Here is a 26,426-nt window from a genome sequence, read left to right on the forward strand (position 1 = left end):
CACAAACCCTCCCGGTGCGGTGTGCGCGGCGTATTCCGCTGCGGCAAAGCGGGTATACTGCACACACAAAGGAGTGATGGATGTGCAACAGCTTTCGCAAAGCCTTGCGGAAAACCTGTCCGCGCTTGATGCTAGGTTTGGCAAATCGGCAGATTATTATGCGAAGAAGATCGTTTTGTACGGCTGCCCGGGGTGCATTGTATTGTTTGACGGCATGGCAAGCCTTGATTCGCTCTGGGAGTTGTTGCTGGACGCTGCCGGGCGTCAGTCTGCCTCGGTCCGCCTTACCGGTGCACAGGCCTATGCGCATATCCTGCACGGCTCAGCTTTTCCGGCCGAGAGCACCCCGGTGCAGGATATGCCGCAGCTCGTAGCGCGGCTGACGGCGGGCATGGCGGTGCTGCTTTTAGAGGGCTGCAGCAGCGGCATCGTTTTTTCGGTACAGGGGCTCAAGTTCCGCTCCGTAGAAGAGCCATCCGGCGAGGGCAATCTGCGCGGCAGCAGGGAAGGCTTTACCGACCTTCTGCGGGTGAATCTGAGCCTTTTGCGCCGTCTTGTCCGTACCGATACCCTTATGCAGGAGGCCGCACAGGCGCACACTTGCTGCAATACCGAGTACGCTCTTTGCTATTGCAAGGACCGTGCCGACCCCGCCATGGTGCGCCGGGTGCGCGCCATTTTGCAAAGCGCACGGCCGGAGCTGCTGCTGGATTCCAGCTATTTTGTACCGTGGCTGCTGCCCGGCAAGGCGCGGCTGTTCACCCCGGTGCACTACACCGAGCGCCCGGCGGTCGCTGCCGCAAAGCTCTGCGAGGGCAAGCTGGTGATTTTGGTCAACGGCAGCCCCTCAGCACTGGTGCTGCCCGCGCTGTTCAGCGAGCAGTTCGAATGTCTGGACGACTATGCCTCTACAGCTGCCTTTTCCTCTTTTTTGCGGGTGCTGAAATATTTTTCTTTCTACCTTACGGTGTTCTTACCGGGGGTGTTTGTGTGCGTGGCGGTGCATCTGCCGGAGCTGTTGCCCCCGCAGTTACTGTATAAGATCGAAGCAGCCGAAAAGGCCACCCCGCTGCCCCTGTTTGCCGAGATGCTGCTGGTGATCCTGATCTTAGAAATCATCCGGGAGGCCGGGCTGCGGATGCCGCAGTCACTGGGGCACTCGGTCAGTCTGGTGTCAGCGCTCATTATTGGCGATGCCGCCATTGCCACCGGGCTCATGAGCACCCCGGTCATCTTTGTTGCAAGTATTACCGCCATTGCAGTCTTTGTCACCCCGGGCCTGTACGAGCCTGCCACTCTGTTGCGCATCGGCACGGTGCTGCTGGCGGGGCTTGCCGGGCCGGTGGGACTGGCAGCAGCATTTTTCGGCTTTCTGCTCAGCATCGTCAGCACCGAAGCACTGGGCGTGTCCTATCTTGCGCCGCACCCGTTCCCGCAGCAGCCGCTTTCCGAGGACGGCGTTCTGCGCCGCAACTACCGACAGCTGTCCCGGCACGGGTTCAATATCTGGCAAAAACGGGAGAGGGGGAGAAAGCAGTCATGAAACAGCACACAGAACGTTTTACCCCGGCGGCGCTGACGCTCAGCGTGGTCACAGCAGCGCTGGCAGACGGCATCCCGCAGAGCGTCCCGGTGCGTCGGGCGCTGTGGCTGGGCGCAGTCAGCACGGTGTGCCTGTGCATCCTTTCTGCGCTGGCAGCGGCGGCGCTGCGGGATAAAACACCCTCCTTTGCGGTGCGGCTGGCACTGACAGCCGGGCTTTTTATGGAGCTGGTGCACACCCTCGTGCAGGCACAAGGACTGTGCACGGCAGAGTTTTCCTCCATGGCGCTGCTGGGCTTTCTGCCGCTGCTGCTCTGGGCGGGGTGGCGCATCCGTCCCGCAAGCTGGAATGCCTCGGCGCGGGTGCTGTGGTGGTTTGTAGCCGTGGGCGGCGTGGTCTGCCTGCTGGGGCTCGTCGGTCAACTGCACTGGTACCGGCTGTTTACCTCGGCACAGCCGACAGCAACAGGCTGGGGCGTACCGGTCTATGCAGAATATTTTGCCGGAGCCCTTCTGTGCAGTGCGCGGTCTGCTCGCCACACGGTCTGGTTGCCGGTATGGGGCTTTGCGGTGCAGGCGGCGGCTTTGCTGGGCGGTGCTTTGCTGTTTGGCAGCGGCGCATACCCTCGGCTGGAGCTGCTGCGGGCGTGGAGCAGCGGAAGCTTTTCCCGCATGGATGCGCTGCTTTTGCTGCTGTGGCTGCTGTGCGCTGTCTACCGGGCAGCCATGCTGTGTGCCGCTATCCGCTTGCTCTGGCGGCAGCCGAAGGCGGAGGTGCAGCCATGAAAAACGCAAAAACATACAAATCGCTGCTGGTTATGCTGCTGGCAGGGTGGTGTCTTTTATTCCTACGTTGCGAAAGCACCGAGAAAAGCATGGTGCGGGCGGTGTATCTGGCACGGACCGAACAGAGGTATCAGGCAGGGCTGCTCTATCAGGCACCGCAGGCCGCCGCCGATGCCGCCGAAGCCTCTGCCGCATTGCAGTTTGTGCAGGCAGAGGGGCAAACGATGGAGCGGGCGTTGGCTGCGGCAGAGCAGGCACTGCCCCAAACCGCAAGTTTTCGGCTGTGTGACTACCTGTTGCTGCCAAAGGCGGCAGAGCCATTACTAACAGAGTACGAGCAGCTGGTGCTGCGGCGCGGCTGTGGGCGCACGGCAGCAAGGCTGTTTTGCGCAGAAGGAGAGATAGAGCACCTGACAACACAAGCCACACTGCCGGACGCCCTAATGGCACAGCTAAAGGCTGCCGCGCCCACCGCGCCCCGTCTGTATCAACACACAGAGCCGGGGCTTCTGCCTGTTCTCGGGTGGAGCGCAAAAGAGGTGACGATACAGGAAGGCGGCGTTCTGCATACTGTGGCAGCTAATACGCCCCTATCCCCGGAACAGGCCGAGGTTTTCCGGCTGCTTGCCGGGCAGGGCGGCACCCGGCAGCTCTGGCTGGAAGGGGAGCGCATCGGCATCCGGCGCTGCACCGTTTCAGTCACCTTGCAAAAGGCACAGGTTCTTGTGCGGCTGGACTGTCAACGCGCTGCCCACAGCCCGCTGCCCACGCAGGCGCAGCAGCAACAGCTTGCGGCGCAGTGTGCCGCGCTTTTGCAAAGCTGCTGGCAGCAGGGCATGGATGTGCTGCACCTGCAAGCTCGGGCAACGCTGCGGGATGGCAGCGGCGCAAGCTTTGACCCAACAAAAAACGCCTGCCCGCAATGGCGGACAGACGTGCATTTCATGCTGTATTAAGAGGCGGTAGGAAAGGTGATCGTGATGGTGGTGCCAACGTCCACCTGACTTTCCAGCTTGATGCGGGCGTTGTGGATACGGGCAATGTGCTTGACGATGGCAAGCCCAAGCCCGGTGCCGCCGGTGGCCTTGCTGCGGCTCTTATCCACCCGGTAAAAGCGCTCGAACACGCTGGACTGTGCTTCCCGTGGGATACCGATGCCGTTATCCGTTACGGTCAGGGAGCAATGCCCGTCCCGGCTGCAAGTGGTAATGATCTGCACCTTGCCGCCCGGGCGGTTGTAGCGGATGGCGTTGTCGCACAGATTCTGGCACAGTTCATCCAGCAGCGCGCGGCTGCCAAGCACCGGGGCGCTCTCGCCCAGATAAGTCAGGGAGATATAGGCGCGCCGGGCATTCAATTTCTGGCGCTCTACGCACTCCTTGACAACCTCCAAAAGGTCTACCGTTTCCATCACCGGGGCGTCTCCGGTCTCGCTTACGGTATCCAGCTTGGAAAGCTGCAAAATATCGTTGACCAGCTGGATCATGCGGGTGGCTTCGCTGTGGATCTTGCGGCCGAAATCCGGCACATCCTCCGGCTTTGCAATGCCGGTCTCGATCAGCTCTGCATAGCCGGAAATGCTGGTCAGCGGAGTCTTGAGCTCGTGGCTGACATTGGCAGTAAACTCCTGCCGCATCTTCTCGTTGTTCTCCCGCAGGATGCGGTCAGAATGGATGCTTTCCGCAAAGGGAATCAGCTCCCGGTAGGGCACATTTTCCTGAATGTGATCCAGATCCTCGGTCATGTTCAGCACCGGCTGCACCAGAGCTTTGGTCAGCAGGGCTGCCAGCACCGCAGCGGCCAGCATCAGCGCCACGCAGCTCAGTACGATGGCAGGGATGGTGGCATCATAGATGGACCACACGGTCTCGGCGTCCTGTGCCACGCGCAGCACATCCCCGCCGGAAAGCCGGAGCGCATAGTAATAGGTCTCGTAGCCCATGGTCTGGGAATCGCGGATGTCCCGACCCTCGCCGTTTGCAATGGCATCGCGGATCTCCGGGCGGGTCAGATGGTTTTCCATGGGCTGGTCGGTGGCAGATTCAAACAGCACGCTGCCGTCCTGACTGATCAACGTCACACGCAGATCATCGGTCACAAAGGCACTCAGCTGCGCGGGGTCTCCGGTCTGCTCGTACCCGGCGCGTACAAGGTCGGTCTCGCGCTCTAAACCTGACCATGCCTGTGCTGTAAAAGCTTTATGGAACACAAAAATGCACAGCGCTGCGGTGAATACAAGCCCCAGAAAGCCCATCAGGAACAACCGGTAGCTGATCTTTTCTTCCATGCTGCGCAGCTTCATTCTTCTTCGGCCTCCTCATCGGTCAGCTTGTAGCCTACCTTGCGCACGGTGCAGATGTAACGCCCCGCATCGCCCAGCTTTTTTCGCAGGGTGCGGATGTGCATATCCACGGTACGGCTCTCCACCGAGATGTCGGTGCCCCACACCACCTGCAAAATGGTCTCGCGGGTCACCACCAGACAGGTGTTTTCCAGCAGCAGCCGCAGCAGGCAGTATTCCTTGTAGGTCAACTCCACAGGGGTGCTGTTCACTGTGACGCTGTGGCGGGCGTTGTCCAGCTGAATTTCATGGAACACCAGCACGTCCGGTCTTACCTCCGGGGCAGAGCGCCGCAGTGCCACACGCACCCGGCTGAGAAACTCCATAATGCCAAAGGGCTTTGCAATATAATCATCTGCGCCGCAGTCCAGCCCGCGCACGGTGTCCAGCTCGCTGGATTTTGCAGTGACCATAATGATGGGCAGCTTGCGCAGGGAAGGGGTGTTGCGCAGTTTTTTCAGGATGGAAAAGCCATCCTCGCCGGGCAGCATCACGTCTAAGATCACCAGCTCCGGCTCAGCAGCGCGCATGGCCTGCCAGAAGGGCTCGGCGCTTTCAAAGCCCTGTACCTCGTAGCCGTTGGATTGCAGGGCGTACTGCTCCAGTTCGCGGATGGAAGCATCGTCCTCTACAATATAGATCATAACTCAGTTCTCCTCAGCAGTCTGTCCGTCCGGGAACAGATACCGCTCACGGTAGCGGCCCAGACGGCGGTGGAATTCTTCACTTTCCTTGGTGTCGTTGCCGTGGCGCAGGTCATTCAGGTAGGCGTGGGTGTCAAAGCTGTCCTGTGCCACCTCGATCTGCGCAACTGCCACGTTGCTGCAATGGTCGCACACACGCTCGTAGTTGGTCAGCAGATCGTCCAGCACAAAGCCGTATTCAATAGAGCAGCTGCCGGCCTGCAGGCGGGCAACGTGCCGCGCCTTTATGGCACGCACCAGCTCGTTGACCACGGCCTCCAGCGGCTCTACCTTGGAAGCAAGGTGCAGATCCCCCTTGCGGAAGGCATCGGTGGTGCGGCTCAGGGTATCCTGCACCGCATCCTCCAGCACCTGCAGCTCCTCCTGTGCATCCTTGGAGAAGTGAATCTCCTTCTGGTGCATCTCCTCGGCAGATTCCAGCAGGTTGACGGAATGGTCGCTGATGCGCTCAAAATCACTGATGGTGTGCAGCAGGGTGTTTACACTCTGGCTGTCGGTGTGGTTCAATTCCCGGCCGGACAGCTTGACCAGATAAGTGCCCAGTGCGTCCTCGTACCGATCCACCCGGCACTCCTCATCCCGCACCTTCTGGGCAAGCTCATCGTTCCATTCGTGGGTCAGGCTCATGGCCTGCACCACGCCCACCCGGGCAAGCTCGGCCATTTCAGCGGTAGCGGCGCGGGCACGCTCCACAGCCACAGCGGGGGTGTTCAGCAGACGGTCATCCAGCAGAGCAAACTCCTCTTTTTCCGGGGAATCGGGAATGGTCAGGATGGCCAGCTTTTCCAGTCCGGTGGCAAAAGGCAGCAGAATGACGGTAGCCAGAATGTTGAATACCGAGTGCACGATTGCAATGCCCCAGGCCTCGATGGTGGTATTCACAAAGGCAAAGTGGCAGACGGCGTTGAGCCCGTAGAACCCGAACAGGAAGATGGTCACACCGATGATGTTGAAGTACAGGTGCACCATAGCGGCGCGGCGGGCGTTCTTGTTGGCACCCACCGAGGACAGCAGTGCGGTCACACAGGTACCGATGTTCTGACCCATGATGATGGGGATGGCACTGCCATAGGTGATGACGCCGGTGGCGCTCAACGCCTGCAGGATACCCACGCTGGCGCTGGAACTCTGGATGATGCCGGTGACCAGTGCGCCCACCAGAACGCCCAGCAGGGGGTTGGAGAAGCGGGTGAACAGACTGGTGAACCATGCCTCGTTTTGCAGCGGCAGCACCGCGTCGGACATGGTGGTCATGCCGGTCATCAGCACGGCAAAGCCGATAAGGATAGTGCCCACGCCCTTTTTCTTCTCACTCTTACACATATACAGCAAAATGCCGATAAATGCAAGCACAGGGCTAAAAGAAGTGGGCTTGAGCAGCTGGATGAACAGGCTGTCGCCCTGCAAACCGGAAAGGCTCAAGATCCAGCTGGTCACGGTGGTGCCCACGTTGCTGCCCATGATCACGCCAATGGCCTGATGCAGCTCCATGATGCCGCTGTTGACAAAGCCCACCACCATAACGGTGGTAGCGCTGGAACTCTGGATGACGGCAGTCACGCACAGACCCAGAAAAAAGCCCTTGAGGGGGTTGTCGGTCAGTTTGCTGAGAATTTTTTGCAGCTGGCCGCCGGCCTGTTTTTCCAGTGCCTTGCCCATGATGTCCATACCGAACAAAAACAGGGCCAGACCTCCCAGCAGCGAAAAGACATTAAAAATGGTCATAAGTGTTTTCCTCACTTTATCTTGACGTGTTTTTCTCCTGTGCTTTAAGTATAGAAAAACAATGTAAAATCTGAAATCGACGAAATGTAAAAAACATGTAAAGTAAGAAAAATGTAAAAATCCTGTGCACGGGCAGCGATGCAGCGTCGGTTTCCCGCCGCGGGTACAAAAACCGTGCCCCGGGCGTTGTATTTGCCGCCGAATTTTATTATAATAGGAACAAGAGCGCCCGCAGCACAGCGCGGCAAGAGGATACAGGAGGAACCAGGATGGGTACGTTCAATGTTTCGCTTAAAACGCTGACCGACCGCGTCAGCATGGAAGTGGTATACACCCCCCGAGCGCTGGATGAAATCAGCGTAGAGATCGCCGAGGTCAACCGCCCGGGTCTGTTTTTGGCGGGCTACTACGATTACTTCGATAAGCTCCGTCTACAGATCATGGGTCTGGCAGAGATGAACTTTCTGTCCGGTCTGACGGCAGAAAAGCGCTATGAGGCACTGGAACAGCTGTTCCGGCAGCAGCCCCCGGCGGTCATCGTCTGCCGCAGCGAGGAGCTGGCGCCCTTCCCGGAGATGCAGGAGCTGGCGCAGAAGCACGCGGTTGCCCTGCTGCGCTCCAACGAGACAACCTGCACCCTGATGGGCAGCCTGATCAGCGTGCTGAATCTGGAGCTTGCGCCCCGCATCACCCGGCACGGTGTGCTGGTGGAGGTGTATGGCGAGGGTATCCTGATCCTTGGCGACAGCGGCATCGGAAAAAGCGAGCTGGCCATCGAGCTGGTCAAGCGCGGCCATCGTCTGGTGGCAGATGACGCCGTGGAGCTGCGCAAGGTGTCCAACCGTCAGATCATGGGTACTGCCCCGGAGAACATCCGCCACTTCATTGAGCTGCGCGGCATCGGCATCGTCAACGTGGCTCGTGTGTATGGCGTGGGTGCTGTCAAGCTGAGTGAGAGTCTGGATCTGGTGGTGCAGTTGGAGGCATGGGACCCCACCAAGAACTACCAGCGCACCGGTCTGGAAAGCGAATACTACGACATTCTGGGTGTGAGCATTCCCAGCACCAGCATCCCGGTCTCTCCCGGCCGCAATCTGGCTGTGGTGCTGGAGACCGCAGCCATCAATAACCGCCAGAAGAAGATGGGCTACAACGCAGCCAAGGAACTGCTGATCCGGCTGGGACTGGATGACAAAATGGACTGAAACTCTCTATAAAAAGGAGCCTGACCCTATGGAACAACTCAAGCAGCTGCTGACCGCAGCAGACATTGCTTATAAAGAAAATGAGCCGCTGGCGGCGCATTGTACCTTTAAAATCGGCGGCCCGGCGCGGCTGTTCGTGCAGCCGGTAGATCGGGCACAGCTTTGCCGCGCCGTTGCCCTGTGCAAGGCGCAGGGCGTTCGGTATTATTTGCTGGGCAACGGCAGCAATATCCTGTTTGCCGACGAGGGCTACAATGGCGCAGTGCTGTCTATTTCCTCCATGCAGGACGCTGTGGAAGTGCACGGAACACAACTCACCGCCGGAGCGGGCGTGCGGCTCTCGGCGCTGTGCAAAACGGCGCTGGAACATGGCCTGACCGGGTTGGAATTCGCCTACGGCATCCCCGGCACGGTGGGCGGCGCGGTCTACATGAACGCCGGTGCTTACGGCGGTGAGATGAAGGACGTGCTGACCACAGTGCAGTACCTTACCGCCGAGGGCGAAATAAAAGAGGCTGCGGCAGCAGAACTTGACCTGCGCTACCGCCACAGCATTTTTGAAGAAAACGGCGGTTGTATCCTCTCGGCACAGTTTGCCCTGATTCCGGGCGAGCCGGAGGCCATCCGCACCAAAATGGACGAACTGATGGCAAAGCGGCTGGACAAGCAGCCGCTGGATAAGCCCAGCGCAGGCAGCACCTTTAAGCGCCCGGTGGGTGCTTTTGCCGCTGCCCTCATTGACCAGTGCGGTCTGCGGGGTTACCGGCACGGCGGTGCCGCCGTCAGCGAGAAGCACTGCGGTTTTGTGGTGAACCTTGGCGGCGCCACCTGCGCAGACGTGCTGGCGCTGTGCGAAGAAGTACGAACCATCGTAAAGGAAAAGACCGGTTATGATCTGGAAAAAGAGATCCGCGTAGTGCGCTGAGCTGCGGGAATAGAGGGAGTGTGGAATACAGATGGAGCTGTTGATCGTCAGCGGACTTTCCGGCGCGGGAAAGTCTGTGGCTATGAATGCGCTGGAGGATATCGGATTTTTCTGCATTGATAACGTCCCGGCGGGGCTGCTGCCCAGCATTACGGCGTTTTCCAAGGCTGGCGACAACCAGCTGGAGCGGGTGGCGCTTTCCATGGATGTGCGCGGCTGCCGCAGCAGGGAACAGATCGAGACTGCCTTGCAGCAGCTGGACGACCAGAAAACACCCTATAAGATCCTGTTTCTGGATGCACCGGACGATGTGCTGATGCGCCGTTACAGCGAGACCCGCCGCCGCCACCCCATCAGCATTGCAGAGGGCATCTCCACCCGGGATGCCTTTTTGAAGGAGCGGCAGATCTTACAGCCCTTAAAAGAGCGTGCGGACTACACCATCAACACCGGGTTGCTCTCCACCTCCCAGAATAAAGAGCGCATCTGCGATCTGTTTCTAAAAAACGGCGGGGCGAAAAATGCCATGCGGCTCACCATCATGTCCTTCGGGTTCAAGTTTGGTCTGCCACCGGAAGCCGACCTTGTGCTGGATGTGCGTTGCCTGCCCAACCCTTTCTATGTGCCGGAACTGAAGCACAAGACCGGGTTGGATCAGGAGGTGGTGGATTTTGTCCTGAGCCACCCCGAAGCACAGGAGCTGCTGCACCGGTACGAGAACTTTTTACAGTACGCTCTGCCGCTCTATGTCAAGGAAGGTAAAAGCCAGCTGACCATTGCGGTGGGCTGTACGGGCGGTAAGCACCGCTCTATCACATTTGCACGCAAACTTGCGGAATACTGCACCGCTCTGGGGTACGAACCCGGGGTGCAGCACCGGGACGCCGTGCGCTGAAAACAGAGGAAATACTATGAGTTTTGCATCCAGTGCGCGGGAGGAGATCGCGCAGCGCAGCCCCACCAAGGAATGCTGTGTGCGTGCAGCTGCCTATGGCATTGCCTGTTTTGCCAAATACTTTGATGCCCGTGGCCTTGTGCTGCAAACCGAGCAGCCCCACACGGTGCAGCTGGCGCAGCAGCTGTTTGCCCGCTGCGGCATCCGGGGCGAGATACTGGAAAAGCCCCGCGCCAGCGGTGTGCTGTACGAGTTCAATATCCGCGATGCGGATCAGGTTGCCCGCCTGCACGAGCTGTTCGGCACCACCGGCAGGGAGACCAGCTTGCAAATTGACCCCGGGCTTATCCGCTGCCAGACCTGCGTCAGCGCCTATATCGCCATGGCCTTTTTGTGCAGCGGCACGGTCACCGACCCGCAAAAGGAATATAATCTGGAATTTCTCACCTCCCGGACGAACCTCGCCCGGGATTTTGAAGCGCTGCTGGCCGAGCACGAGTTTGCGCCCCACCGCACCCGCCGCAACGGCGTGAACCTGATCTACGTCAAGACCGGTGCCAATGTGGAGCGTTTGCTCCGCTTTATGGGCGCTGCGGATGCAGCAACACAGATCAGCGTACTCAAGGCGTTCAAGCAGGTGCGCAACCAGACCAACCGGCAGACAAACTGCGATACCGCAAACCTTGGCAAAACGGCGCGGGCAAACGCTCAGACTCTGAAGGCCATCCGCTATTTGCAGGAGCAGCACGCACTGGAAACTTTGCCGGAGGTATTGCAGCAGGCGGCAGCAAAGCGTCTGCAATACCCGGATCTTTCGCTTACCGCGCTGTGCGGCTGCTTTGACCCGGCTGTGAGCAAATCCGGCTTATCGCACCGGATGAAAAAGCTGGAGGCACTGGCAGAGAATCTCCGTCAGCGCCAGCAGGAGGGACAGGAGGCAGTACAATGAGTGAACCCACCGCAAATACCCGGCCTTTTGCCCACCTGCATATCCATACGGAATACAGCCTACTGGACGGTGCTTGCCGTATCGACCAGCTGATGGAGCGGGTGAAGGAGTGTGGACAGACCGCCATTGCCTGCACCGACCACGGCGTGATGTACGGCTGTGTGCAGTTTTATAAAGCCGCTAAAAAGGCGGGCATCAAGCCCATTATCGGCTGTGAGGTCTATGTTGCCACCCGTACCCGCTTTGATAAGGTAAATAAAATCGACGGCAACAACCACCTGATTCTGCTGTGCAAAAACGAGACCGGTTATAAGAACCTGATCAAAATGGTCTCTGCCGGTTTCGTGGAGGGATTTTATTCCAAGCCCCGTGTGGATAAGCAGCTTTTGGAGCAATACCACGAGGGACTGATCTGCCTTTCGGCCTGTCTGGCGGGCGAGATCCCGCAGGCCATTCTGGCAGGGGACTACGAGCGCGCAAAGGCGACCGCGCTGTGGTACCGCGACCTGTTCGGTGCAGAGAATTACTACATCGAATTGCAGGATCATGGCCTAAAGGAGGATACTACCGTTCTGCCGCAGCTCATCAAGCTTTCGCGCGAGACCGGCATCCCCATGGCAGCTACCAACGACGCCCATTATCTGCGCAAAGAGGACGCCAAGATGCAAAGCATCCTGCTGTGCATCCAGACCGGCAAGACCATTCAGGACGCCGACCGTATGGAATTCCAGACCGATGAATTCTACGTCAAGACCACAGATGAGATGTACGAACTGTTCTCCATGGTGCCGGAAGCCTGCGCCAATACGGCAAAGATTGCCGAGCAGTGCAATTTTGACTTTGAGTTCGGTCACACCAAGATCCCTTACTACAAAGCCCCGGACGGCATGGATAATCAGGCCTACTTTGAAAAGCTTTGCTGGGACGGCTTGGAGCGCCGCTATGGCCCGGACGTGCCGCAGGCCAACATCGACCGCCTGAAATACGAGATCGGCGTGGTCAAGACGATGGGTTATACCAACTACTACCTCATCGTGTGGGACTATATCAATTTTGCAAAAAGTCAGGGTATCCCGGTGGGGCCGGGACGCGGCTCCGGTGCGGGCAGTATTGCTGCCTACTGCGTGGGCATCACGGATATCGACCCCATCCGCTATAATCTGATCTTCGAGCGCTTTTTGAACCCCGAGCGCGTCAGTATGCCGGATTTCGATGTGGACTTCTGCTACGAGCGCCGACAGGAGGTCATCGACTACGTCAACCGCAAATACGGTGCGGACCATGTGGCGCAGATCGTTACCTTTGGTACCATGGCCGCCCGCAATGCCATCCGGGATGTGGGCCGCGTGATGGGCATCCCGTACCAGCAGGTGGACGTGGTAGCAAAGCTTGTGCCCATGGAGCTGAAGATGACCCTCAAGCGGGCGTTAGAGGTTTCCAGCGAGCTGAAAAAGCTCTACGATACCGACCCGCAGGTGACTGAACTTATTGATACTGCACTGAAGGTGGAGGGTATGCCCCGGCACGCCTCCACCCACGCGGCGGGTGTGGTCATTACGCCGGAGCCGACGGATTATTATCTGCCGCTTGCCACCAACGACGGCCTGCCGGTGACCCAGTTCAATATGACCGAGATTGAAGAACTGGGTCTTTTAAAAATGGACTTTCTGGGTCTGCGCACCCTGACTGTCATCCGGGATGCGGAGGTTGCGGTGCAAAAGCAGCACCCGGAGTTTTCCATCCGCAAGCTGGACTATGACGACCCGGATACCTACAAAATGCTGGGGCAGGGCGATACCGAGGGCGTGTTCCAGCTGGAATCCTCCGGCATGAAGCAGGTGCTTGTGGGCTTGCAGCCGCAGAATCTTGAAGATGTCATCGCTCTGATCAGTCTGTACCGCCCGGGCCCCATGGACTCCATTCCCACCTATCTGCGCAACCGGCACGAGCCGGACAAGATCAGCTATAAGACCCCACAGCTGGCGCACATTCTGGATGTGACCAACGGCTGCATCGTCTATCAGGAGCAGGTCATGCAGATCTTCCGGGAGCTGGCGGGCTTCTCCTTCGGGCAGGCAGATAACGTCCGCCGCGCCATGAGCAAAAAGAAGCACGCCGTCATGGAAGCCGAGCGGGAACATTTTGTGCACGGCTGCACCGAGCCCGGCCACGAGTGTCCGGGCTGTGTTGCCAACGGCATCCCGGAGCAGGTAGCAAACCAGATCTACGACGAAATGTCCAGCTTTGCGTCCTACGCCTTCAACAAGAGCCATGCGGCCTGCTACGCTTATGTGGCATTCCAGACGGCTTACCTCAAGTGCCATTACCCCAGCCAGTTCATGGCAGCACTGCTCACCAGCGTGCTGGATAATACGGATAAGGTCATCGAGTATTCCGGCGAGTGCGCCCGTCTGGGCATTAAAGTCCTGCCGCCGGATGTGAACATCTCCAACGGCGGCTTTACTGCTGACGACAACGGTCAGATCCGTTTTGGTCTGAACGCCGTGAAAAACGTAGGCCGCAACCTCATCGAGAACGCAGTCACCGAGCGTAAAGGAAAACCCTACACAAGCCTTTATGATTTCTGCAAGCGGATGCACGGCAGCGAGCTGAACCGCCGCGCGGTGGAAAGCCTGATCAAAGCCGGTGCCTTTGACTGCTTTGGCTCTAACCGCCATAGTATGGTGGAAGCGGTAGAGGGTATTCTCAAGAGCATCGAGACCGACTCCCGCCGCAATCTGGAGGGACAGCTAGATCTGTTCTCCGTAATGAGCGGGGAAGTGCAGCAAAGCCCGCAGGAGGACGTCTACGAGATCCGTCCCTTGGCAGAGTACACCCCTGCCGAGCTGCTGCAGCAGGAAAAAGAGGTCAGCGGCCTGTACCTGTCCGGCCATCCGCTGGACGCTTACCGGGAAAAATCTGCCCGCATCGGCTCCCACACCATCAAAGACCTCACCGGCGAGGATGCCCATGTGCAGGACGGCGAAAAGGTGCGCATTGTGTGTGCGGTGGTCAAAAACCGCATGATGACGACCAAATCCAACAGCATGATGGCCTTTACCAGTGTGGAGGATCTGACCGGCACCATGGAGGTGATCGTGTTCCCCAAGGTGCTGGACAGGTTCCGGGATGCTATTCAGGAAAACGCTGTTGTGGTCATCGATGGTCGGCTTTCCGTGCGGGAGGATGAAGCCTCCAAACTGCTGGCAGACAGCATTCTGCCCATCGACAGCTACGACCCGACCCGCTTGGACAAAGGCCGCCCGGACCCTGTCAAAACAGCTGCCCGGCGGGTATTCATTCGTCTGCCGTCCCGCAGCTGCCCCCAGTACGATAAAGTGGTGAACCTGCTGGAGATCTTTGACGGTGATATCCCGGTGATCCTGTATCTGGAGGACACCAAGCAGAAACTGGCCGCACCGCGCCGGCTGTACACTTCTGGGCATCCGCTCTTCTTCAAAGAGCTGGAGCGGCTGCTGGGTGCAGAAAACGTTGCAACAAAATGACATATTTGTGCACGAATGGCACTGCGTGGGGCGATTTTAAATTTGATGAGTTGCATAAACTACAAAAATAGCACGATATAACGTTATTATATCATGCTGCATAGATTTGCATAAAGTCTCAAAACCCTATTGAAATTTGTCTGGATGGTGTGCTATAATCAATAAAGGCGAATCAAAGCTGTTGCAAAGCAACAAGCCTGTTTCGGGAAGAAAAGGTTACAGGCAAAAGGGTAAATGAAGAACTGAACTGTAAATTGGAGGGAATCTCTCGTATGGAAAAGCAAATCAAAACGATTGGCGTGCTTACAAGCGGTGGTGATGCTCCCGGCATGAACGCTGCTGTGCGCGCTGTGGTACGCACCGGCCTGCATAAGGGCTTCCGTATGATCGGCATTCAGCGCGGCTATAACGGCCTGCTGAACGGCGAGTGCTTTGAAATGAACCTGCGCAGCGTTTCTAACATCATCTCTGCTGGCGGCACCATTCTGTATACGGCACGCTGCCTGGAGTTCAAGACCAAGGAAGGTCAGGATAAGGGCGCTGAAAAGTGCCGCGAGCTGGGCATTGATGCGCTGGTCGTTATCGGCGGCGACGGCTCCTACCGCGGTGCCCGTGCACTGGCACACCGCGGCATCCCCATGATCGGCCTGCCCGGCACCATTGATAACGATATCGGCTGCACCGATTACACCATCGGCTACGATACCGCCATGAACACCGCGCTGGAAATGATCGACAAGCTGCGCGACACCACCCAGAGCCACGACCGCTGCAGTGTGGTCGAGGTCATGGGCCGCAACGCCGGTTATATTGCTCTGAACGTGGCCATCGCCTCCGGCGCTATGGCTGTGCTGCTGCCCGAGAAGGAATTCGATATGCAGCGCGACATTCTGGATAAGATCGCCGAAACCCAAAAGACCGGCAAGCGCCACTTTATCATCATTGTGGCCGAGGGCGTGGGTCATGCACAGGAGATCGCCAACGAGATTCAGGCACGCACTGGTATCGATTCCCGCGCAACCATTCTGGGTCATGTGCAGCGCGGTGGTTCTCCCACCCTGCGCGACCGCGTGAATGCTTCTGCTATGGGCTATCAGGCTGTCTGTCTGCTGGAGCAGGGCAAGTATAACCGCATCGTCGGCATGAAGGGCGAGAAGCTGGTGGACTACCCCGTGGACGAGGCTTTGGAGATGACCAAGAGCCTTGACCCCGTGCTGGTGGACGTGTGCAACACTATTTCCATCTGATCATAACATCAAATGCAAGAGCCATCCTCTCAGGTTTTCTGAGCGGATGGCTTTTTTGCTGCCAATTTTTCAGAATTGACGTATTATAAGTAAAAACCAACAACTTTTTGTTTACAAACGCCTCCGATTCAGTTATACTGAGAAAAACGGAGGTGCTGCCATGAAATACAGCTGGATCGACACGGAACTTCTGCAAAAGCCTAGCGTTACCAAAGACTTACAGGCAGAGTGGAACTGGATAAGGTATCACATCGGCGGCAAAATGTTTGCAGCCGTCTGTCTGGATGATGCCACGGGAAAGCCGGTGTATATCACCTGCAAGCTGGACCCCGCCGAGGGCGATTTTCTGCGCCGACAGTATGAGGATATCATTCCGGGCTACTACATGAACAAGGTGCATTGGAACTCCGTAAAAGCAGATGGAAACGTGCCGGACGCACTGCTGCGGGAGATGCTGGAAAAATCTTATCGGCTTGTGCTGGGCGGCTTTAGCAAAAAGAAACAGCGTGAACTGTTGGAAGGAGAAAAGAAAGATGCCGTTTGATTATAAGAAAGAATACAAAGAATTCTATCTCCCGCCGAAGAAACCGCAGATCATCACCGTCCCTGCGATGAATTTTGCTGCGGTGCAGGGCAAAGGCGACCCCAACGACCCGGCAGGGGAATACAAGGCAGCGCTGGAGCTTCTGTACGGCATTGCATTTACTATCAAAATGAGCTACAAGGGTAGCCATAAGATAGACGGCTATTTCGAATATGTCGTTCCGCCGCTGGAAGGATTGTGGCATCAGCCCGGGGCAGAGGGCGTGGATTTTTCCAACAAGGAGACCTTTATCTGGACCTCCATGATTCGTCTGCCGGAATTTGTCACCCGTGCCGAATTTGACTGGGCGGTGCAGGAAGCTACGGCCAAAAAGAAAAAGGATTTTTCTAAGGTGGAATTTTTTACCTACGATGAAGGCTTGTGCGTACAATGTATGCACATCGGCTCCTATGACACCGAACCGGAGACTCTGCGGCAGCTGGATACGTTTGCAGCGGAGCAGGGATATTGCCCGGATTTTTCAGACACACGCTTCCATCACGAGATCTATCTGGGAGACCCGCGCCGCACCGCACCGGAGAAGCTGAAAACCGTGCTGCGACATCCGATCCGCAAAAGAGAATAACAGAAAACTTCACAAAAACTGTCGCTTTTTGTTGTGAGATGTGCTATACTAAAACTATCTGTAAAACACACTTAAAAATGGAGGAAAACATCATGCAGCATGAAACTGTCATCGTGCTGGACTTTGGCGGACAGTACAATCAGCTGATTGCCCGCCGCGTCCGAGAAAATAATGTCTACTGCGAGATCTATTCCTATAAAACCGATCTTTCGGTCATCAAGGCCAAGAATCCCAAGGGCATCATCTTCACCGGCGGCCCCAATAGCGTTTATCTGGAGGACTCTCCCACCATCGACCCCGAGATCTTCAGCTGGGGTGTGCCTGTGCTGGGCATCTGCTACGGCAGCCAGCTGATGATGCACCTGCTGGGCGGTCATGTCTGCCGCGCTCCCGAGCGTGAGTACGGCAAGACCGAGGTGTTCGTAAACACCAAGAGCAAGCTGTTCACCGATGTGCAGCCCTCTACCATCTGCTGGATGAGCCATAACGACTACATTGAGCAGGCGGCTCCCGGCTTTGAGATCACCGCCCACACTGCAAACTGCCCTGTTGCAGCCGTTGAAAATGCGGAAAAGGGTCTGTACGCCGTGCAGTTCCACCCGGAGGTTCTGCACACCGCCGAGGGCAAGAAGATGCTGCGCAACTTTGTGTACAACGTCTGCGGCTGCTCCGGCGACTGGAAGATGGATTCCTTTGTAGAGAACAACGTTAAGGCTCTGCGGGAGCGCATCGGCGAGGGCAAGGTGCTGTGCGCCCTGTCCGGCGGCGTGGATTCCTCCGTGCTGGCCGCTATGCTGGCTAAGGCCATCGGCAAGCAGCTGACCTGCGTGTTTGTGGACCACGGCCTGCTGCGCAAGAACGAAAAGGAAGAGGTATGCTCTGTCTTTGGCCCGGGCAATGCCAACGGCTTCGACATCAACTTCATCTGTGTGGATGCCCGCGACCGCTACTTCAGCAAGCTGAAGGGCGTCACCGAGCCGGAGCGCAAGCGCAAGATCATCGGCGAAGAGTTCATCCGTGTGTTCGAGGAAGAAGCCAAGAAGATCGGCAAGGTAGACTTCCTTGCACAGGGCACCATCTACCCCGACGTGGTGGAGAGCGGTTTGGGCGGCGAGTCCACCGTGATCAAGAGCCACCACAACGTGGGCGGTCTGCCCGATACCGTGGACTTCAAGGAACTGGTGGAGCCTCTGCGCAACCTGTTCAAGGACGAAGTTCGTCAGGCTGGCCGCGAGCTGGGCCTGCCCGAGTATCTGGTCAGCCGTCAGCCGTTCCCCGGCCCCGGTCTGGGCATTCGCATCATCGGCGAAGTGACCCCCGAGAAGGTCACTATCGTGCAGGACGCTGACGCCATCTGGCGCGAGGAGATCGCCAAGGCCGGTCTGGATAAGGAGATCAGCCAGTATTACGCAGCTTTGACTAATATGCACAGCGTTGGCGTTATGGGCGACGAGCGCACCTACGATTACGCCGTTGCGCTGCGCGCCGTGACCACCACCGACTTCATGACCGCAGAAAGCTACGATATGCCGTGGGATGTTCTCGGTACTGTCACCAGCCGCATCGTCAACGAAGTCAAGCACGTCAACCGCGTGTTCTACGATTGCACCGGTAAGCCGCCTGCAACGATCGAGCTCGAGTAATCTGCAAATCCTGAAAAATATTGATGCAATGCAATATTTTGAGAGCCAAAAGGCTCTGTGATACTGCTTTGATACTATCAGGCGATTATTCATAAAGAGAGACATGAGAATGCCCTCTGAGAAACGGTAAGTTTTTCAGAGGGCATTTTTGTGTCTTTTATTCTTTACGCCACTTTTTCTTCGGCTCGTACCGGCCGCAGCCATCGGCGGTCTGTGGCCAGTTGAGCTTCCATTCCAGATACTCTTCCTTGGTGATCTCGCCCTCCCGGAGCTGCTTCTTACGGAGCTGCCACTCCTTTAAGAACTCATCCAGCAGACGATACCGGAAACTGACTGCCATGTGCTTTTCCGGGAAATCCGGGTCGGTGGTGTCTGTGACCTCGTAGAGCCGGGTGCCGGGATAGTGCTCATCCAGTTCGAACAGAGTGTACATCACATCCTCTGCGGCGTACAGGGTCGGCTCATAGAGGGAACGGTAGTTCACGTCCAGCACCTCCGCAATCTTGCGGAGCAGCTCTTCCTTGGGAGTGCGGGTGTTGCTTTCGTATTGTGCGATACGGATGTCTGCGCTCTTCTCCTCAAACCCGATGGCAATGCCCAGTTCTTTCTGGGTCATACCTCGGAGGTTGCGGGCACGTTTGATGCGGTCACCGACTGCCATGCGATTGCCTCCTGACTTAAACATATTTGTTGAACCTAGTATAGCACAGAAAAATAGGAGGTGCAATAGAAAATAAACAAAAAAGTTTAAGATTTTACCTGAAAACCCCTTGACTTAACGGAATGTGTTTAGTATAATGAGGACACCAAAAGATAAGCAAAAATGCTTAGTAAAATTGAATGACCGCCAAACTGACCCAAACCGCCAAGACCTTCTGAAAGGAAGCGAGCGCTCCGTAAGGGGACGGCACAGCACCGCAAAGGGGATATGCCTGCCGGAAGCCAGCGAGGATGAAGCGGCACCGAAATGAAACCGACAAGGAAAGGACAAAAAATGGCAAACAGCATTTTTATCAAGGCAGACGAGCTGGCAAAGGAGCTGGACATCTCGCAGGGGCTGGCGTACAAAATGATCGCCCAGTGGAACGAGGAACTGAGAGCCAAGGGCTACACGACCGTGGGAGGCCGGGTAAGCAGGAGGTACTATCAGGAAAAAATCTACGGGGCAGGGGAGGAGTGATAGGATGCCAGCCTACAAGGACAACAGGCAGGGCACATGGTACGCTTCCTTCTACTTCGAGAACTGGCAAGGTGTGAAGCAGAAGAAGCTGAAACGGGGGTTTGCCACCAAGAAGGACGCTCTGGCGTGGGAGCGGGAGTTCCTTCTTCAGCAGGCAGCAGACCTGACCATGACCTTTGAAGCCTTTGTGGAAATTTATATCACGGACAAGAAAAAGCGACTCCGGGAAAACACCTGGTCTACCAAAGAGCACATCATCCGAACGAAAATTTTACCGTATTTCAAAGAAAAACGGCTCAGCGAGATAAAGCCACGGGATGTGATCGCATGGCAGAACGAGATGCTGAACTACCGGGACAAAAACGGCAAGGCCTACTCGCCGACCTACCTCAAGACGCTGCATGGACAACTCAGTGCCATTCTGAATCACGCCGTCCGGTTCTACGGGCTGAAATCAAACGCAGCAGCCACAGCCGGGTGCATGGGGTCAGAAAAGCACAAGGAAATGCTTTTCTGGACAAAGGAAGAGTACCTCAAATTCGCAGAGGTCATGATGGACAAGCCGCAATCCTATTACGCTTTTGAGGTCCTCTACTGGTGTGGCATCCGGGAGGGCGAGCTGCTAGCTCTGACTCCGGCAGACTTCGACTTGGACAAGGGGCTGCTCTCCATCACCAAATCCTATCAAAGGCTGAAAGGCCGGGATGTGATCACCGACCCGAAAACACCCAAGAGCGTCCGGGTCATCCAGATGCCGCAGTTTCTGACGGACGAGATCAGAGACTATCTGAAATCCCTCTACAAAGTCCAGCCAGACCAGCGGATCTTTGAGGTGACCAAGAGCTACCTGCACCACGAGATGGACAGGGGAGCCAAGGAGGCCGGGGTGAAGCGGATACGAATCCACGACCTACGGCACTCCCATGTGTCGCTGCTGATTGAAATGGGCTTCTCGGCTTTGGCAATCGCTGACCGGGTAGGGCATGAGAGTGTGGACATCACCTATAAGTACGCTCACCTCTTCCCCTCAAAGCAGCAGGAGATGGCGCAGAAGCTGGACATGGAACGAAAGGAAGGATGAAGATGGAACGAGTGCTCGACCAGCAAGGCCGCTGGCGGAACAAGGTGGTAGCCTTCCGAATGTCCCCGGAAGAGGACGAGGTTCTGGAAGCCAAAGTAAAGCTCTCCGGGCTGACCAAACAGGAGTATATCATCCGCCGCTTGACCGACCGGGAAATCACCGTGGTAGGCAACCCAAGGGTCTACAAAGCCCTGCGAGATCAGATGAGGCTAATCTATCAGGAATTGCAGCGGCTGGCCGTGGATGAAGAAGTCCCGCCTGACTTACTGGAGACCCTGCAAATGGTGGCTCTGACGTTGAACGGACTCAAGGAGGAATGCGAATGACGGACAATAGAAAAACGACCGTACCGGGTGCATCTGTTGGCGCAGATGCGGTACAGTCGTCTGATAAAATTACCACCAATATTATAACAAATTCGGACAAGCAAATCAATCTGCAAGCCGCGAAAAAGTCAAACAATTTCGGGTTGAACACGGTATCAATGACCGAACTGTATGACACGGTGTATCCACCCCGGAAACCCATCGTGAACGACCTACTTTACAGCGGAACGTACCTCTTTGTAGGAGCGCCCAAGGTGGGCAAGTCCTTCTTCATGGGGCAGCTTGCCTACCATGTGGCGATGGGGCTTCCGCTGTGGGAGTACGAGGTGCATCAAGGCACCGTCCTCTATCTGGCCTTGGAGGACGATTATGCCCGGCTGCAGCGGCGGCTCTCCCGGATGTTTGGGGTGGAGGAGACCAGCAACCTCTACTTTGCAACACAGGCCAAGTCCGTGAGCGAAGGGCTCGACCAGCAGCTGGAAGGCTTCATCCGGGAGCACCCGGATGTACGACTCATCATCATCGACACCCTGCAGAAGGTGCGGGAGATCGGCGGTGACCGATACAGCTACGCCAGCGACTACGAGATCGTGACCAAACTGAAAACTTTCAGCGACAGGTACGGCATCTGCCTGCTGGTGGTTCATCACACCCGGAAGATGGAAGCCGAGGACAGCTTTGATATGATCTCCGGCACCAACGGTCTGTTGGGTGCAGCGGATGGCGCGTTCATCATGCAGAAGAAGCGGCGCACGGACAACACCGCACAACTGGACATCGTGGGGCGTGACCAGCCGGATCAGGAGCTGACATTGGAGTTTGACCGGGAACGCTGCGTGTGGGAGTTCCAAGGAGCCGAAACGGAACTTTGGAAGCTGCCGCCCGACCCGCTTCTGGAAGCGGTGGCAAAGATGCTCACCCCGGAACAGCCGGAGTGGAGCGGTGCGCCCACGGAACTGCTGGAACGTCTGCCGGGTGTGAGCATACAGGCAAACATCCTGACCCGGAAGCTGAATGTGAGTGCCGACAGGCTCTACAACGACTATGGGATTCGGTACGAAAGCAGGCGCACCCATGAGGGCAGGGTGGTCAAATTAACGCTGGAAAATTCTGGGGCGTGACGATTCGTGACGGTTGTGACGGTATTTTTGCCACTATGTAAAATACCGTCACAATCGACACAACCGACACGGGATGGTGATAACGATGAAAAATGTGCAGATTTCGCAGGAACTTTTCGTCGCCTTGCTGCATTATCATTTGAGCGGCGAAAATAAGTACGAAGAAGTTATTGAACAGGGCTTGGAGCAAAAACTGGATGCGATGCTGCGGCATGAGCTGTATGCCCAGTACAAGACAGCACCCACCGAGGAACAGCGGGAGCAGGCTCGGCAGGAGTATCTGGACAGACGAGGCGTGCCAGAAAGCTTCCGCTGGTGAGTTCCTCTATTGGCAGAGGACAGGAGCGTGTCACGCTCCTGTGAATGCAATCACGCAGGAAGGTGGTGTTGGACCGGGCAGCGGCGAGGTACAGCGAAACCCCGTCCGCAGACGGAAGCCCCCGGCAGGGCGCAAAGGCATCTTTTGATGGACGGAACGTCTGTCAAAAGTGCTTTTGCGTTACTTTCGACGAAAGTAACAAAGCCTTTGCCGTGTCCGGCACCAGTTACTTCCACAGAGAAAGGACGTGCGATTGAAAAGAACCATTTCCGCAATGCGGGGTCCCGGCTCCCTCAACCATAACCGGAGAAGTTTCACCGCTGAAAACGTAGACCCGAAGCGCAGCAGCCTGAATGTCGTGTACCGGGATGAGCCGATTCAGAAGGTGTACCACGAACTGTTTGACGAGGCAGTGAAGCGTTACAATGCCAAGCAGAAGCGCAAGGACCGCTGTATCACCGACTACTATGAGCACCTGCGGACAGGCAAGCAGGAAAAGCTTTTCCATGAGCTGATCGTCCAGATCGGCAACAAAGATGATATGGGTGTCCTGACCGAGAATGGCGCACTGGCAAAGGAACTGCTGGACGAGTATATGCAGGGCTTCCAAGAGCGGAACCCGACACTGCGGGTGTTCGGGGCTTTCCTCCACATGGACGAAGCCACGCCCCATCTGCACATCGACTTCGTGCCGTATGTGTCCGGTTGGAAAGGCAAAGGACTGGACACCAAGGTCTCCCTGAAGCAGGCTCTGAAGGCCTTGGGCTTTGCAGGCGGCTCCAAGCGAGAATCCGAGTTGAACCAGTGGATCAACGCCGAGAAAGAGCAGCTTGCTGCCGTGATGGAGCGGCACGGCATCGAGTGGGAACAGAAAGGCACCCACGAAGAGCACCTGTCTGTGCTGGACTTCAAAAAGCAGGAGCGTAGTAAAGAGGTAGCGGCTCTGGAAGCTGCCAAGCAGGAGTGCCAGACCGACCTGACCGAGATGCAGGAACAGCTGGAAACAGCGCAGACAGCCGTAGAAGCCGCTGAACAGCGGGTACAGAAAGCAGAGCTGACCTACCAGAAGCAGCGCCGGGAACTGAACAAGCTGGCTCCCATCATGGAGGGGTTGGAAAACCTGTCAACGCAGTACTCCCAGCGGCCGGAGGAATGGGTGCCAGAAGCAGCCACATTTGAGACCGCCAAGAGCTATCGGGAGAAGAAGGCCATGCCGCTGATCCAGAAGTTGGTGAAGGTGCTCTTTGCCCTCCATCGGAAGTACTGGGAGGTCAAGGACGAGCGGGATAAGTACCAGTATTTCTATCAGGACGAGAAGAAGGCTACCCATCATCTAAGCCAGCGGCTGAAAGAGGTGGAGGCTGAAAACTCTCAGCTCTATGCGATGAAACGTGATTTCAGGCGAGTATGGAACTATTTCGGTGCCGAAAAGATGCAGCAGGTCATTGGACTTATGAGGGAGCGGGAGCAGACTGCGGATAGAAGCCAGAAGAAGAACAGGCAGAACAACGTAGAGCTGTAAGTATAGCAGCCCCCGCCAGCGAATGTTGGCGGGGGCTGTACATATAAGTGATATTTTACTCAAAAAGTTCCGGGGCAATATCCGTCAGAGCAAATCCGGGAATGTCTTTCTCGTCTTTGTAGGTGCCATCTTCAGCCAGAAACTCGACCTTTGCAAAGTCCGCAACTGGAATCTCAGATTCACAGACATACCAGTTCAGGTAGTCATTAGCGGTTTGTTTGAGGGTTGAGGCAACGCTGCGGTCAGCGTTGTACTTGTCGCAGAAAGTGCGCCAAGGCAGATACCGCCAGATTTTACCATTGGTCCTGATGGTAATGCGGCACATGATTTTGTCGTTGGACAGGCCGGTATTTTTGGCACCAGCATGGTCATTGGCAGTCAGCCAGACGACAGGGTGATAGTTTTCATATTTGTCAACGGATTTATAACCAATTTTCTGCCCATTAAAAAAGAGTGGTTCGTCATGGAGTGTGACGTTGTCATATTTCAGATTGGAAGGTGTCAGAAGCAATTTCCCAGTTGCAAGAATCATCCGATACTTAATGGGGTCGGTGTAGTGATACAGTTTTTCAGGCAGCTTGGTCTTTTTTGCTTTCATAGGCTTTCCTCTCAGTTCACAGGTGTTTGACGATACGAAACTCCGTCCGAGATACAGACAGTGGACGAGATGGGGTGAGTGTACACTATTTTGGCAAAAAATGCAATATAATATCTTATTTCTTTTTAAGATATGAATGAGAATATAATTGAAATTTTACTATCAAGGGTGCGAATTTGGATCTGTTTTGCCAGACCTACAAGTGCTTGGCCAAAACGGAAACATGAGAAATGGACGATACAGAGAAAACGAACCGTCTTTTTTGCACGTGTCGTTTTAAAAAAGTGTTGATAACTACGATTGAATAGTATATAATAAAGGTAGGAGAGGGGAATCGCAGGTGAAAAGACTATTTGTATTGACCGCCGGATTTGAAAAGTCATGGGAACATATGGGGCTTGGCGATGAAGAATTGCGGGAGCTTCAGAATGTTCTGCTCGAAAACCCGGATGCTGGAGATGTGATTCCTGACTTGGCAGGAGCACGTAAAATCCGGATTCCATTGACCGGACGAGGAAAGTCTGGCGGTGGGCGCGTGATTTATGTGGATGTTGTGGTGAAGGAGCAAATTTTCTTGCTCCTTGCTTATCCAAAAAATGTGCAGACGGACATGAACCCTGCACAGAAGAAAATTATTCGTAATTTGATTGAAACCATAAAGGAGGCTTGACTTATGGAAAACTTCGATTACTTTGACGCTTTGAAGGAAAGTCTTGAGCAGGCCGTTGACTACACAAAGGGCGATAAAAGCCGTTGCCGTACAGTGGTGCGGGAAACGCCGATTCCTGCATATAAGGCAGATGATGTGGCCCGGACACGCAAGGAACTAAAACTTTCCCAGAGAGGACTTGCAACGGCGCTTGGTGTTTCTCCGAGAACAGTTGAGTCGTGGGAGGCCGGAAAAAATGCACCGTCTGGTGCTGCACAACGGCTGCTCTATCTGTTTGAATGTGATCACACGTTGGTGGAGCGCTTGGTGGCTCGCTGAGATTGAGTTTTTATCGACAGGGTATGATATCGCTTTGACGGCAATTTCCTGCACACTCAAAGTCACACAATAAACGAAGTGTGCCATTGCACCAAACAGGTTCGTGCCAATCAGATGTCGGAACGGGCCTGTCAGAGTAACATTGGGTGGAGTAGCACCTTGGCACATTTAATTTTGATGTCATATTTTAATATTGCGAAAGAACTTTTCCAAAAAAGCCTTGACAGGCCTGGGGCTGGTATGGTATTATATGAGCGGACAAGAAGAAAGCCCCCAGATGACAGTTCCAGCTGTATCTGAGGACTTCCCACGTACGATCATAATAGACGCATTGTTATGATACCAGATTTCTGGGCTTTTGTCAACGTGGGCTTGTACTATCTCAAAGAAGGAGGACGAGTGCATGTCCATGTATTTTTATGTGAACAGCAACGCTCAGCCGAACGGTGACCATGAGGTTCACCGCTCGGACTGTAGTTGGTTGCCGAGTGCGGAGAACAGGGTCTACTTAGGCTGTTTCAGTACCTCGCGGGAGGCTGTTAATGCTGCCCGGAAGTATTATCGTCAGGTAGACGGTTGTTGCTTCTGCTGCCCGGAAAGTCACCACTCTTGACGGCAGGAATGGCCCGCCCCGTATACGGGCGGGCCATTTTT

Annotated in this window: 25 protein-coding genes; 20 read left to right on the top strand and 5 right to left on the bottom strand. The window is 56.0% G+C overall.

All coding sequences use genetic code 11. The features are described 5' to 3' along the window. Positions 1-76 precede the first annotated feature (76 nt). From WMO44_RS02585 to WMO44_RS02595, 3 genes are read left to right on the top strand one after another with little or no spacing between them, the layout of a single operon-like run. Entirely contained in the window at positions 77-1,543 is a 1,467-nt protein-coding gene (locus tag WMO44_RS02585; protein WP_349151645.1) for a spore germination protein, read from the top strand. After that, positions 1,540-2,328, top strand: a complete 789-nt coding sequence (locus WMO44_RS02590) for a hypothetical protein (RefSeq protein ID WP_349151646.1) — start codon at positions 1,540-1,542, stop codon at positions 2,326-2,328. The genes WMO44_RS02585 and WMO44_RS02590 overlap by 4 nt, the downstream gene beginning before the upstream one ends. Next, on the top strand, positions 2,325-3,284 hold the full coding sequence (locus tag WMO44_RS02595; RefSeq protein WP_349151647.1) for a hypothetical protein: 960 nt from the start codon (positions 2,325-2,327) through the stop codon (positions 3,282-3,284). Before WMO44_RS02590 ends, WMO44_RS02595 begins: the two co-directional genes overlap by 4 nt. Here the strand turns inward: WMO44_RS02595 and WMO44_RS02600 are convergent. The 3 genes from WMO44_RS02600 to WMO44_RS02610 are packed head-to-tail and all read right to left on the bottom strand — an operon-like array spanning position 3,281 to position 7,098. Further along, a complete protein-coding gene (locus tag WMO44_RS02600; RefSeq protein WP_349151648.1) occupies positions 3,281-4,630 on the bottom strand; it encodes a sensor histidine kinase in 1,350 nt (449 codons plus the stop codon). The two genes, WMO44_RS02595 and WMO44_RS02600, sit on opposite strands and share 4 nt — an antisense overlap. Next, positions 4,627-5,313 (bottom strand): response regulator transcription factor, encoded by a 687-nt coding sequence (locus tag WMO44_RS02605; protein ID WP_349151649.1) that lies wholly within the window; start codon positions 5,311-5,313, stop codon positions 4,627-4,629. The genes WMO44_RS02600 and WMO44_RS02605 overlap by 4 nt, the downstream gene beginning before the upstream one ends. Positions 5,314-5,316: 3 nt before the next feature. Beyond that, positions 5,317-7,098 carry a Na/Pi cotransporter family protein gene (locus WMO44_RS02610; RefSeq protein ID WP_349151650.1) on the bottom strand — a complete coding sequence of 594 codons (1,782 nt, stop codon included), beginning with the start codon at positions 7,096-7,098 and terminating at the stop codon, positions 5,317-5,319. Positions 7,099-7,367: 269 nt separating this feature from the next. Here WMO44_RS02610 and hprK point away from each other — a divergent pair, with 269 nt between their 5' ends. The 9 genes from hprK to guaA all read left to right on the top strand — a co-directional run bounded on the left by hprK (position 7,368) and on the right by guaA (position 18,637). After that, complete coding sequence (gene hprK / locus WMO44_RS02615; protein WP_015538538.1) at positions 7,368-8,303, top strand: HPr(Ser) kinase/phosphatase; 936 nt, start codon at positions 7,368-7,370, stop codon at positions 8,301-8,303. 28 nt (positions 8,304-8,331) lie between these two features. Next, on the top strand, positions 8,332-9,228 hold the full coding sequence (murB, locus tag WMO44_RS02620) for a UDP-N-acetylmuramate dehydrogenase (protein ID WP_349151651.1): 897 nt from the start codon (positions 8,332-8,334) through the stop codon (positions 9,226-9,228). Positions 9,229-9,259: 31 nt separating this feature from the next. Beyond that, positions 9,260-10,123 carry an RNase adapter RapZ gene (rapZ, locus tag WMO44_RS02625; protein WP_349151652.1) on the top strand — a complete coding sequence of 288 codons (864 nt, stop codon included), beginning with the start codon at positions 9,260-9,262 and terminating at the stop codon, positions 10,121-10,123. A gap of 16 nt (positions 10,124-10,139) precedes the next feature. Beyond that, positions 10,140-11,072 carry a DNA-binding protein WhiA gene (gene whiA, locus WMO44_RS02630; RefSeq protein ID WP_349151653.1) on the top strand — a complete coding sequence of 311 codons (933 nt, stop codon included), beginning with the start codon at positions 10,140-10,142 and terminating at the stop codon, positions 11,070-11,072. Beyond that, positions 11,069-14,578, top strand: a complete 3,510-nt coding sequence (locus WMO44_RS02635) for a DNA polymerase III subunit alpha (RefSeq protein ID WP_349151654.1) — start codon at positions 11,069-11,071, stop codon at positions 14,576-14,578. The genes whiA and WMO44_RS02635 overlap by 4 nt, the downstream gene beginning before the upstream one ends. Positions 14,579-14,850: 272 nt before the next feature. Further along, a complete protein-coding gene (gene pfkA, locus WMO44_RS02640) occupies positions 14,851-15,825 on the top strand; it encodes a 6-phosphofructokinase (protein ID WP_005925738.1) in 975 nt (324 codons plus the stop codon). Between the two features lie 160 nt (positions 15,826-15,985). Continuing rightward, a complete protein-coding gene (locus WMO44_RS02645) occupies positions 15,986-16,369 on the top strand; it encodes an MmcQ/YjbR family DNA-binding protein (RefSeq protein ID WP_118657588.1) in 384 nt (127 codons plus the stop codon). Further along, positions 16,359-16,994 carry a GyrI-like domain-containing protein gene (locus WMO44_RS02650; RefSeq protein ID WP_118657589.1) on the top strand — a complete coding sequence of 212 codons (636 nt, stop codon included), beginning with the start codon at positions 16,359-16,361 and terminating at the stop codon, positions 16,992-16,994. The genes WMO44_RS02645 and WMO44_RS02650 overlap by 11 nt, the downstream gene beginning before the upstream one ends. Positions 16,995-17,086: 92 nt before the next feature. Then, positions 17,087-18,637 (top strand): glutamine-hydrolyzing GMP synthase, encoded by a 1,551-nt coding sequence (guaA, locus tag WMO44_RS02655; RefSeq protein ID WP_349151655.1) that lies wholly within the window; start codon positions 17,087-17,089, stop codon positions 18,635-18,637. Positions 18,638-18,794: 157 nt separating this feature from the next. On the opposite strand, the gene WMO44_RS02660 is transcribed toward guaA, so the two are convergent. After that, positions 18,795-19,298 (bottom strand): helix-turn-helix domain-containing protein, encoded by a 504-nt coding sequence (locus WMO44_RS02660; protein ID WP_097838603.1) that lies wholly within the window; start codon positions 19,296-19,298, stop codon positions 18,795-18,797. Positions 19,299-19,631: 333 nt separating this feature from the next. Between WMO44_RS02660 and WMO44_RS02665 the strand changes: the two genes are divergently transcribed. The 6 genes from WMO44_RS02665 (at position 19,632) to WMO44_RS02690 (ending at position 24,186) form a co-directional block, all read left to right on the top strand. Next, the gene (locus WMO44_RS02665) at positions 19,632-19,817 is read left to right on the top strand and encodes a hypothetical protein (protein ID WP_015538532.1); all 186 of its coding nucleotides are present in this window, start codon (positions 19,632-19,634) and stop codon (positions 19,815-19,817) included. A gap of 4 nt (positions 19,818-19,821) precedes the next feature. Further along, positions 19,822-20,898, top strand: coding sequence for a site-specific integrase (locus WMO44_RS02670; protein ID WP_316542552.1), 1,077 nt, complete (start codon positions 19,822-19,824; stop codon positions 20,896-20,898). Continuing rightward, entirely contained in the window at positions 20,895-21,224 is a 330-nt protein-coding gene (locus WMO44_RS02675) for a plasmid mobilization protein (RefSeq protein WP_112147763.1), read from the top strand. The genes WMO44_RS02670 and WMO44_RS02675 overlap by 4 nt, the downstream gene beginning before the upstream one ends. Further along, a complete protein-coding gene (locus tag WMO44_RS02680; protein ID WP_349151656.1) occupies positions 21,221-22,345 on the top strand; it encodes an AAA family ATPase in 1,125 nt (374 codons plus the stop codon). The genes WMO44_RS02675 and WMO44_RS02680 overlap by 4 nt, the downstream gene beginning before the upstream one ends. Before the next feature lie 85 nt (positions 22,346-22,430). After that, the gene (locus WMO44_RS02685) at positions 22,431-22,664 is read left to right on the top strand and encodes a complexin-2 (RefSeq protein WP_349151657.1); all 234 of its coding nucleotides are present in this window, start codon (positions 22,431-22,433) and stop codon (positions 22,662-22,664) included. A 253-nt stretch (positions 22,665-22,917) separates the two neighbouring features. Then, entirely contained in the window at positions 22,918-24,186 is a 1,269-nt protein-coding gene (locus WMO44_RS02690; protein ID WP_435387725.1) for a plasmid recombination protein, read from the top strand. A gap of 55 nt (positions 24,187-24,241) precedes the next feature. Here the strand turns inward: WMO44_RS02690 and WMO44_RS02695 are convergent, their stop codons facing one another. Further along, positions 24,242-24,784, bottom strand: a complete 543-nt coding sequence (locus WMO44_RS02695; protein ID WP_349151658.1) for a hypothetical protein — start codon at positions 24,782-24,784, stop codon at positions 24,242-24,244. 340 nt (positions 24,785-25,124) lie between these two features. Between WMO44_RS02695 and WMO44_RS02700 the strand changes: the two genes are divergently transcribed. Further along, a complete protein-coding gene (locus WMO44_RS02700; RefSeq protein WP_349151659.1) occupies positions 25,125-25,454 on the top strand; it encodes a type II toxin-antitoxin system RelE/ParE family toxin in 330 nt (109 codons plus the stop codon). A gap of 3 nt (positions 25,455-25,457) precedes the next feature. Beyond that, positions 25,458-25,772 carry a helix-turn-helix domain-containing protein gene (locus tag WMO44_RS02705; protein ID WP_097838609.1) on the top strand — a complete coding sequence of 105 codons (315 nt, stop codon included), beginning with the start codon at positions 25,458-25,460 and terminating at the stop codon, positions 25,770-25,772. Positions 25,773-26,426 lie beyond the last annotated feature (654 nt).

The organism is Faecalibacterium tardum (assembly GCF_040096515.1).
Taxonomy (GTDB): Bacteria; Bacillota; Clostridia; order Oscillospirales; family Ruminococcaceae; genus Faecalibacterium; species Faecalibacterium tardum.

Bases quoted from the DNA above. Each gene is read 5' to 3' on its own strand.
- WMO44_RS02585 (WP_349151645.1), top strand. From the start codon at position 77: ATGGATGTGCAACAGCTTTCGCAAAGCCTTGCGGAAAACCTGTCCGCG.
- WMO44_RS02590 (WP_349151646.1), top strand. From the start codon at position 1,540: ATGAAACAGCACACAGAACGTTTTACCCCGGCGGCGCTGACGCTCAGC.
- WMO44_RS02595 (WP_349151647.1), top strand. From the start codon at position 2,325: ATGAAAAACGCAAAAACATACAAATCGCTGCTGGTTATGCTGCTGGCA.
- WMO44_RS02600 (WP_349151648.1), bottom strand. From the start codon at position 4,630: ATGAAGCTGCGCAGCATGGAAGAAAAGATCAGCTACCGGTTGTTCCTG.
- WMO44_RS02605 (WP_349151649.1), bottom strand. From the start codon at position 5,313: ATGATCTATATTGTAGAGGACGATGCTTCCATCCGCGAACTGGAGCAG.
- WMO44_RS02610 (WP_349151650.1), bottom strand. From the start codon at position 7,098: ATGACCATTTTTAATGTCTTTTCGCTGCTGGGAGGTCTGGCCCTGTTT.
- hprK (WP_015538538.1), top strand. From the start codon at position 7,368: ATGGGTACGTTCAATGTTTCGCTTAAAACGCTGACCGACCGCGTCAGC.
- murB (WP_349151651.1), top strand. From the start codon at position 8,332: ATGGAACAACTCAAGCAGCTGCTGACCGCAGCAGACATTGCTTATAAA.
- rapZ (WP_349151652.1), top strand. From the start codon at position 9,260: ATGGAGCTGTTGATCGTCAGCGGACTTTCCGGCGCGGGAAAGTCTGTG.
- whiA (WP_349151653.1), top strand. From the start codon at position 10,140: ATGAGTTTTGCATCCAGTGCGCGGGAGGAGATCGCGCAGCGCAGCCCC.
- WMO44_RS02635 (WP_349151654.1), top strand. From the start codon at position 11,069: ATGAGTGAACCCACCGCAAATACCCGGCCTTTTGCCCACCTGCATATC.
- pfkA (WP_005925738.1), top strand. From the start codon at position 14,851: ATGGAAAAGCAAATCAAAACGATTGGCGTGCTTACAAGCGGTGGTGAT.
- WMO44_RS02645 (WP_118657588.1), top strand. From the start codon at position 15,986: ATGAAATACAGCTGGATCGACACGGAACTTCTGCAAAAGCCTAGCGTT.
- WMO44_RS02650 (WP_118657589.1), top strand. From the start codon at position 16,359: ATGCCGTTTGATTATAAGAAAGAATACAAAGAATTCTATCTCCCGCCG.
- guaA (WP_349151655.1), top strand. From the start codon at position 17,087: ATGCAGCATGAAACTGTCATCGTGCTGGACTTTGGCGGACAGTACAAT.
- WMO44_RS02660 (WP_097838603.1), bottom strand. From the start codon at position 19,298: ATGGCAGTCGGTGACCGCATCAAACGTGCCCGCAACCTCCGAGGTATG.
- WMO44_RS02665 (WP_015538532.1), top strand. From the start codon at position 19,632: ATGGCAAACAGCATTTTTATCAAGGCAGACGAGCTGGCAAAGGAGCTG.
- WMO44_RS02670 (WP_316542552.1), top strand. From the start codon at position 19,822: ATGCCAGCCTACAAGGACAACAGGCAGGGCACATGGTACGCTTCCTTC.
- WMO44_RS02675 (WP_112147763.1), top strand. From the start codon at position 20,895: ATGAAGATGGAACGAGTGCTCGACCAGCAAGGCCGCTGGCGGAACAAG.
- WMO44_RS02680 (WP_349151656.1), top strand. From the start codon at position 21,221: ATGACGGACAATAGAAAAACGACCGTACCGGGTGCATCTGTTGGCGCA.
- WMO44_RS02685 (WP_349151657.1), top strand. From the start codon at position 22,431: ATGAAAAATGTGCAGATTTCGCAGGAACTTTTCGTCGCCTTGCTGCAT.
- WMO44_RS02695 (WP_349151658.1), bottom strand. From the start codon at position 24,784: ATGAAAGCAAAAAAGACCAAGCTGCCTGAAAAACTGTATCACTACACC.
- WMO44_RS02705 (WP_097838609.1), top strand. From the start codon at position 25,458: ATGGAAAACTTCGATTACTTTGACGCTTTGAAGGAAAGTCTTGAGCAG.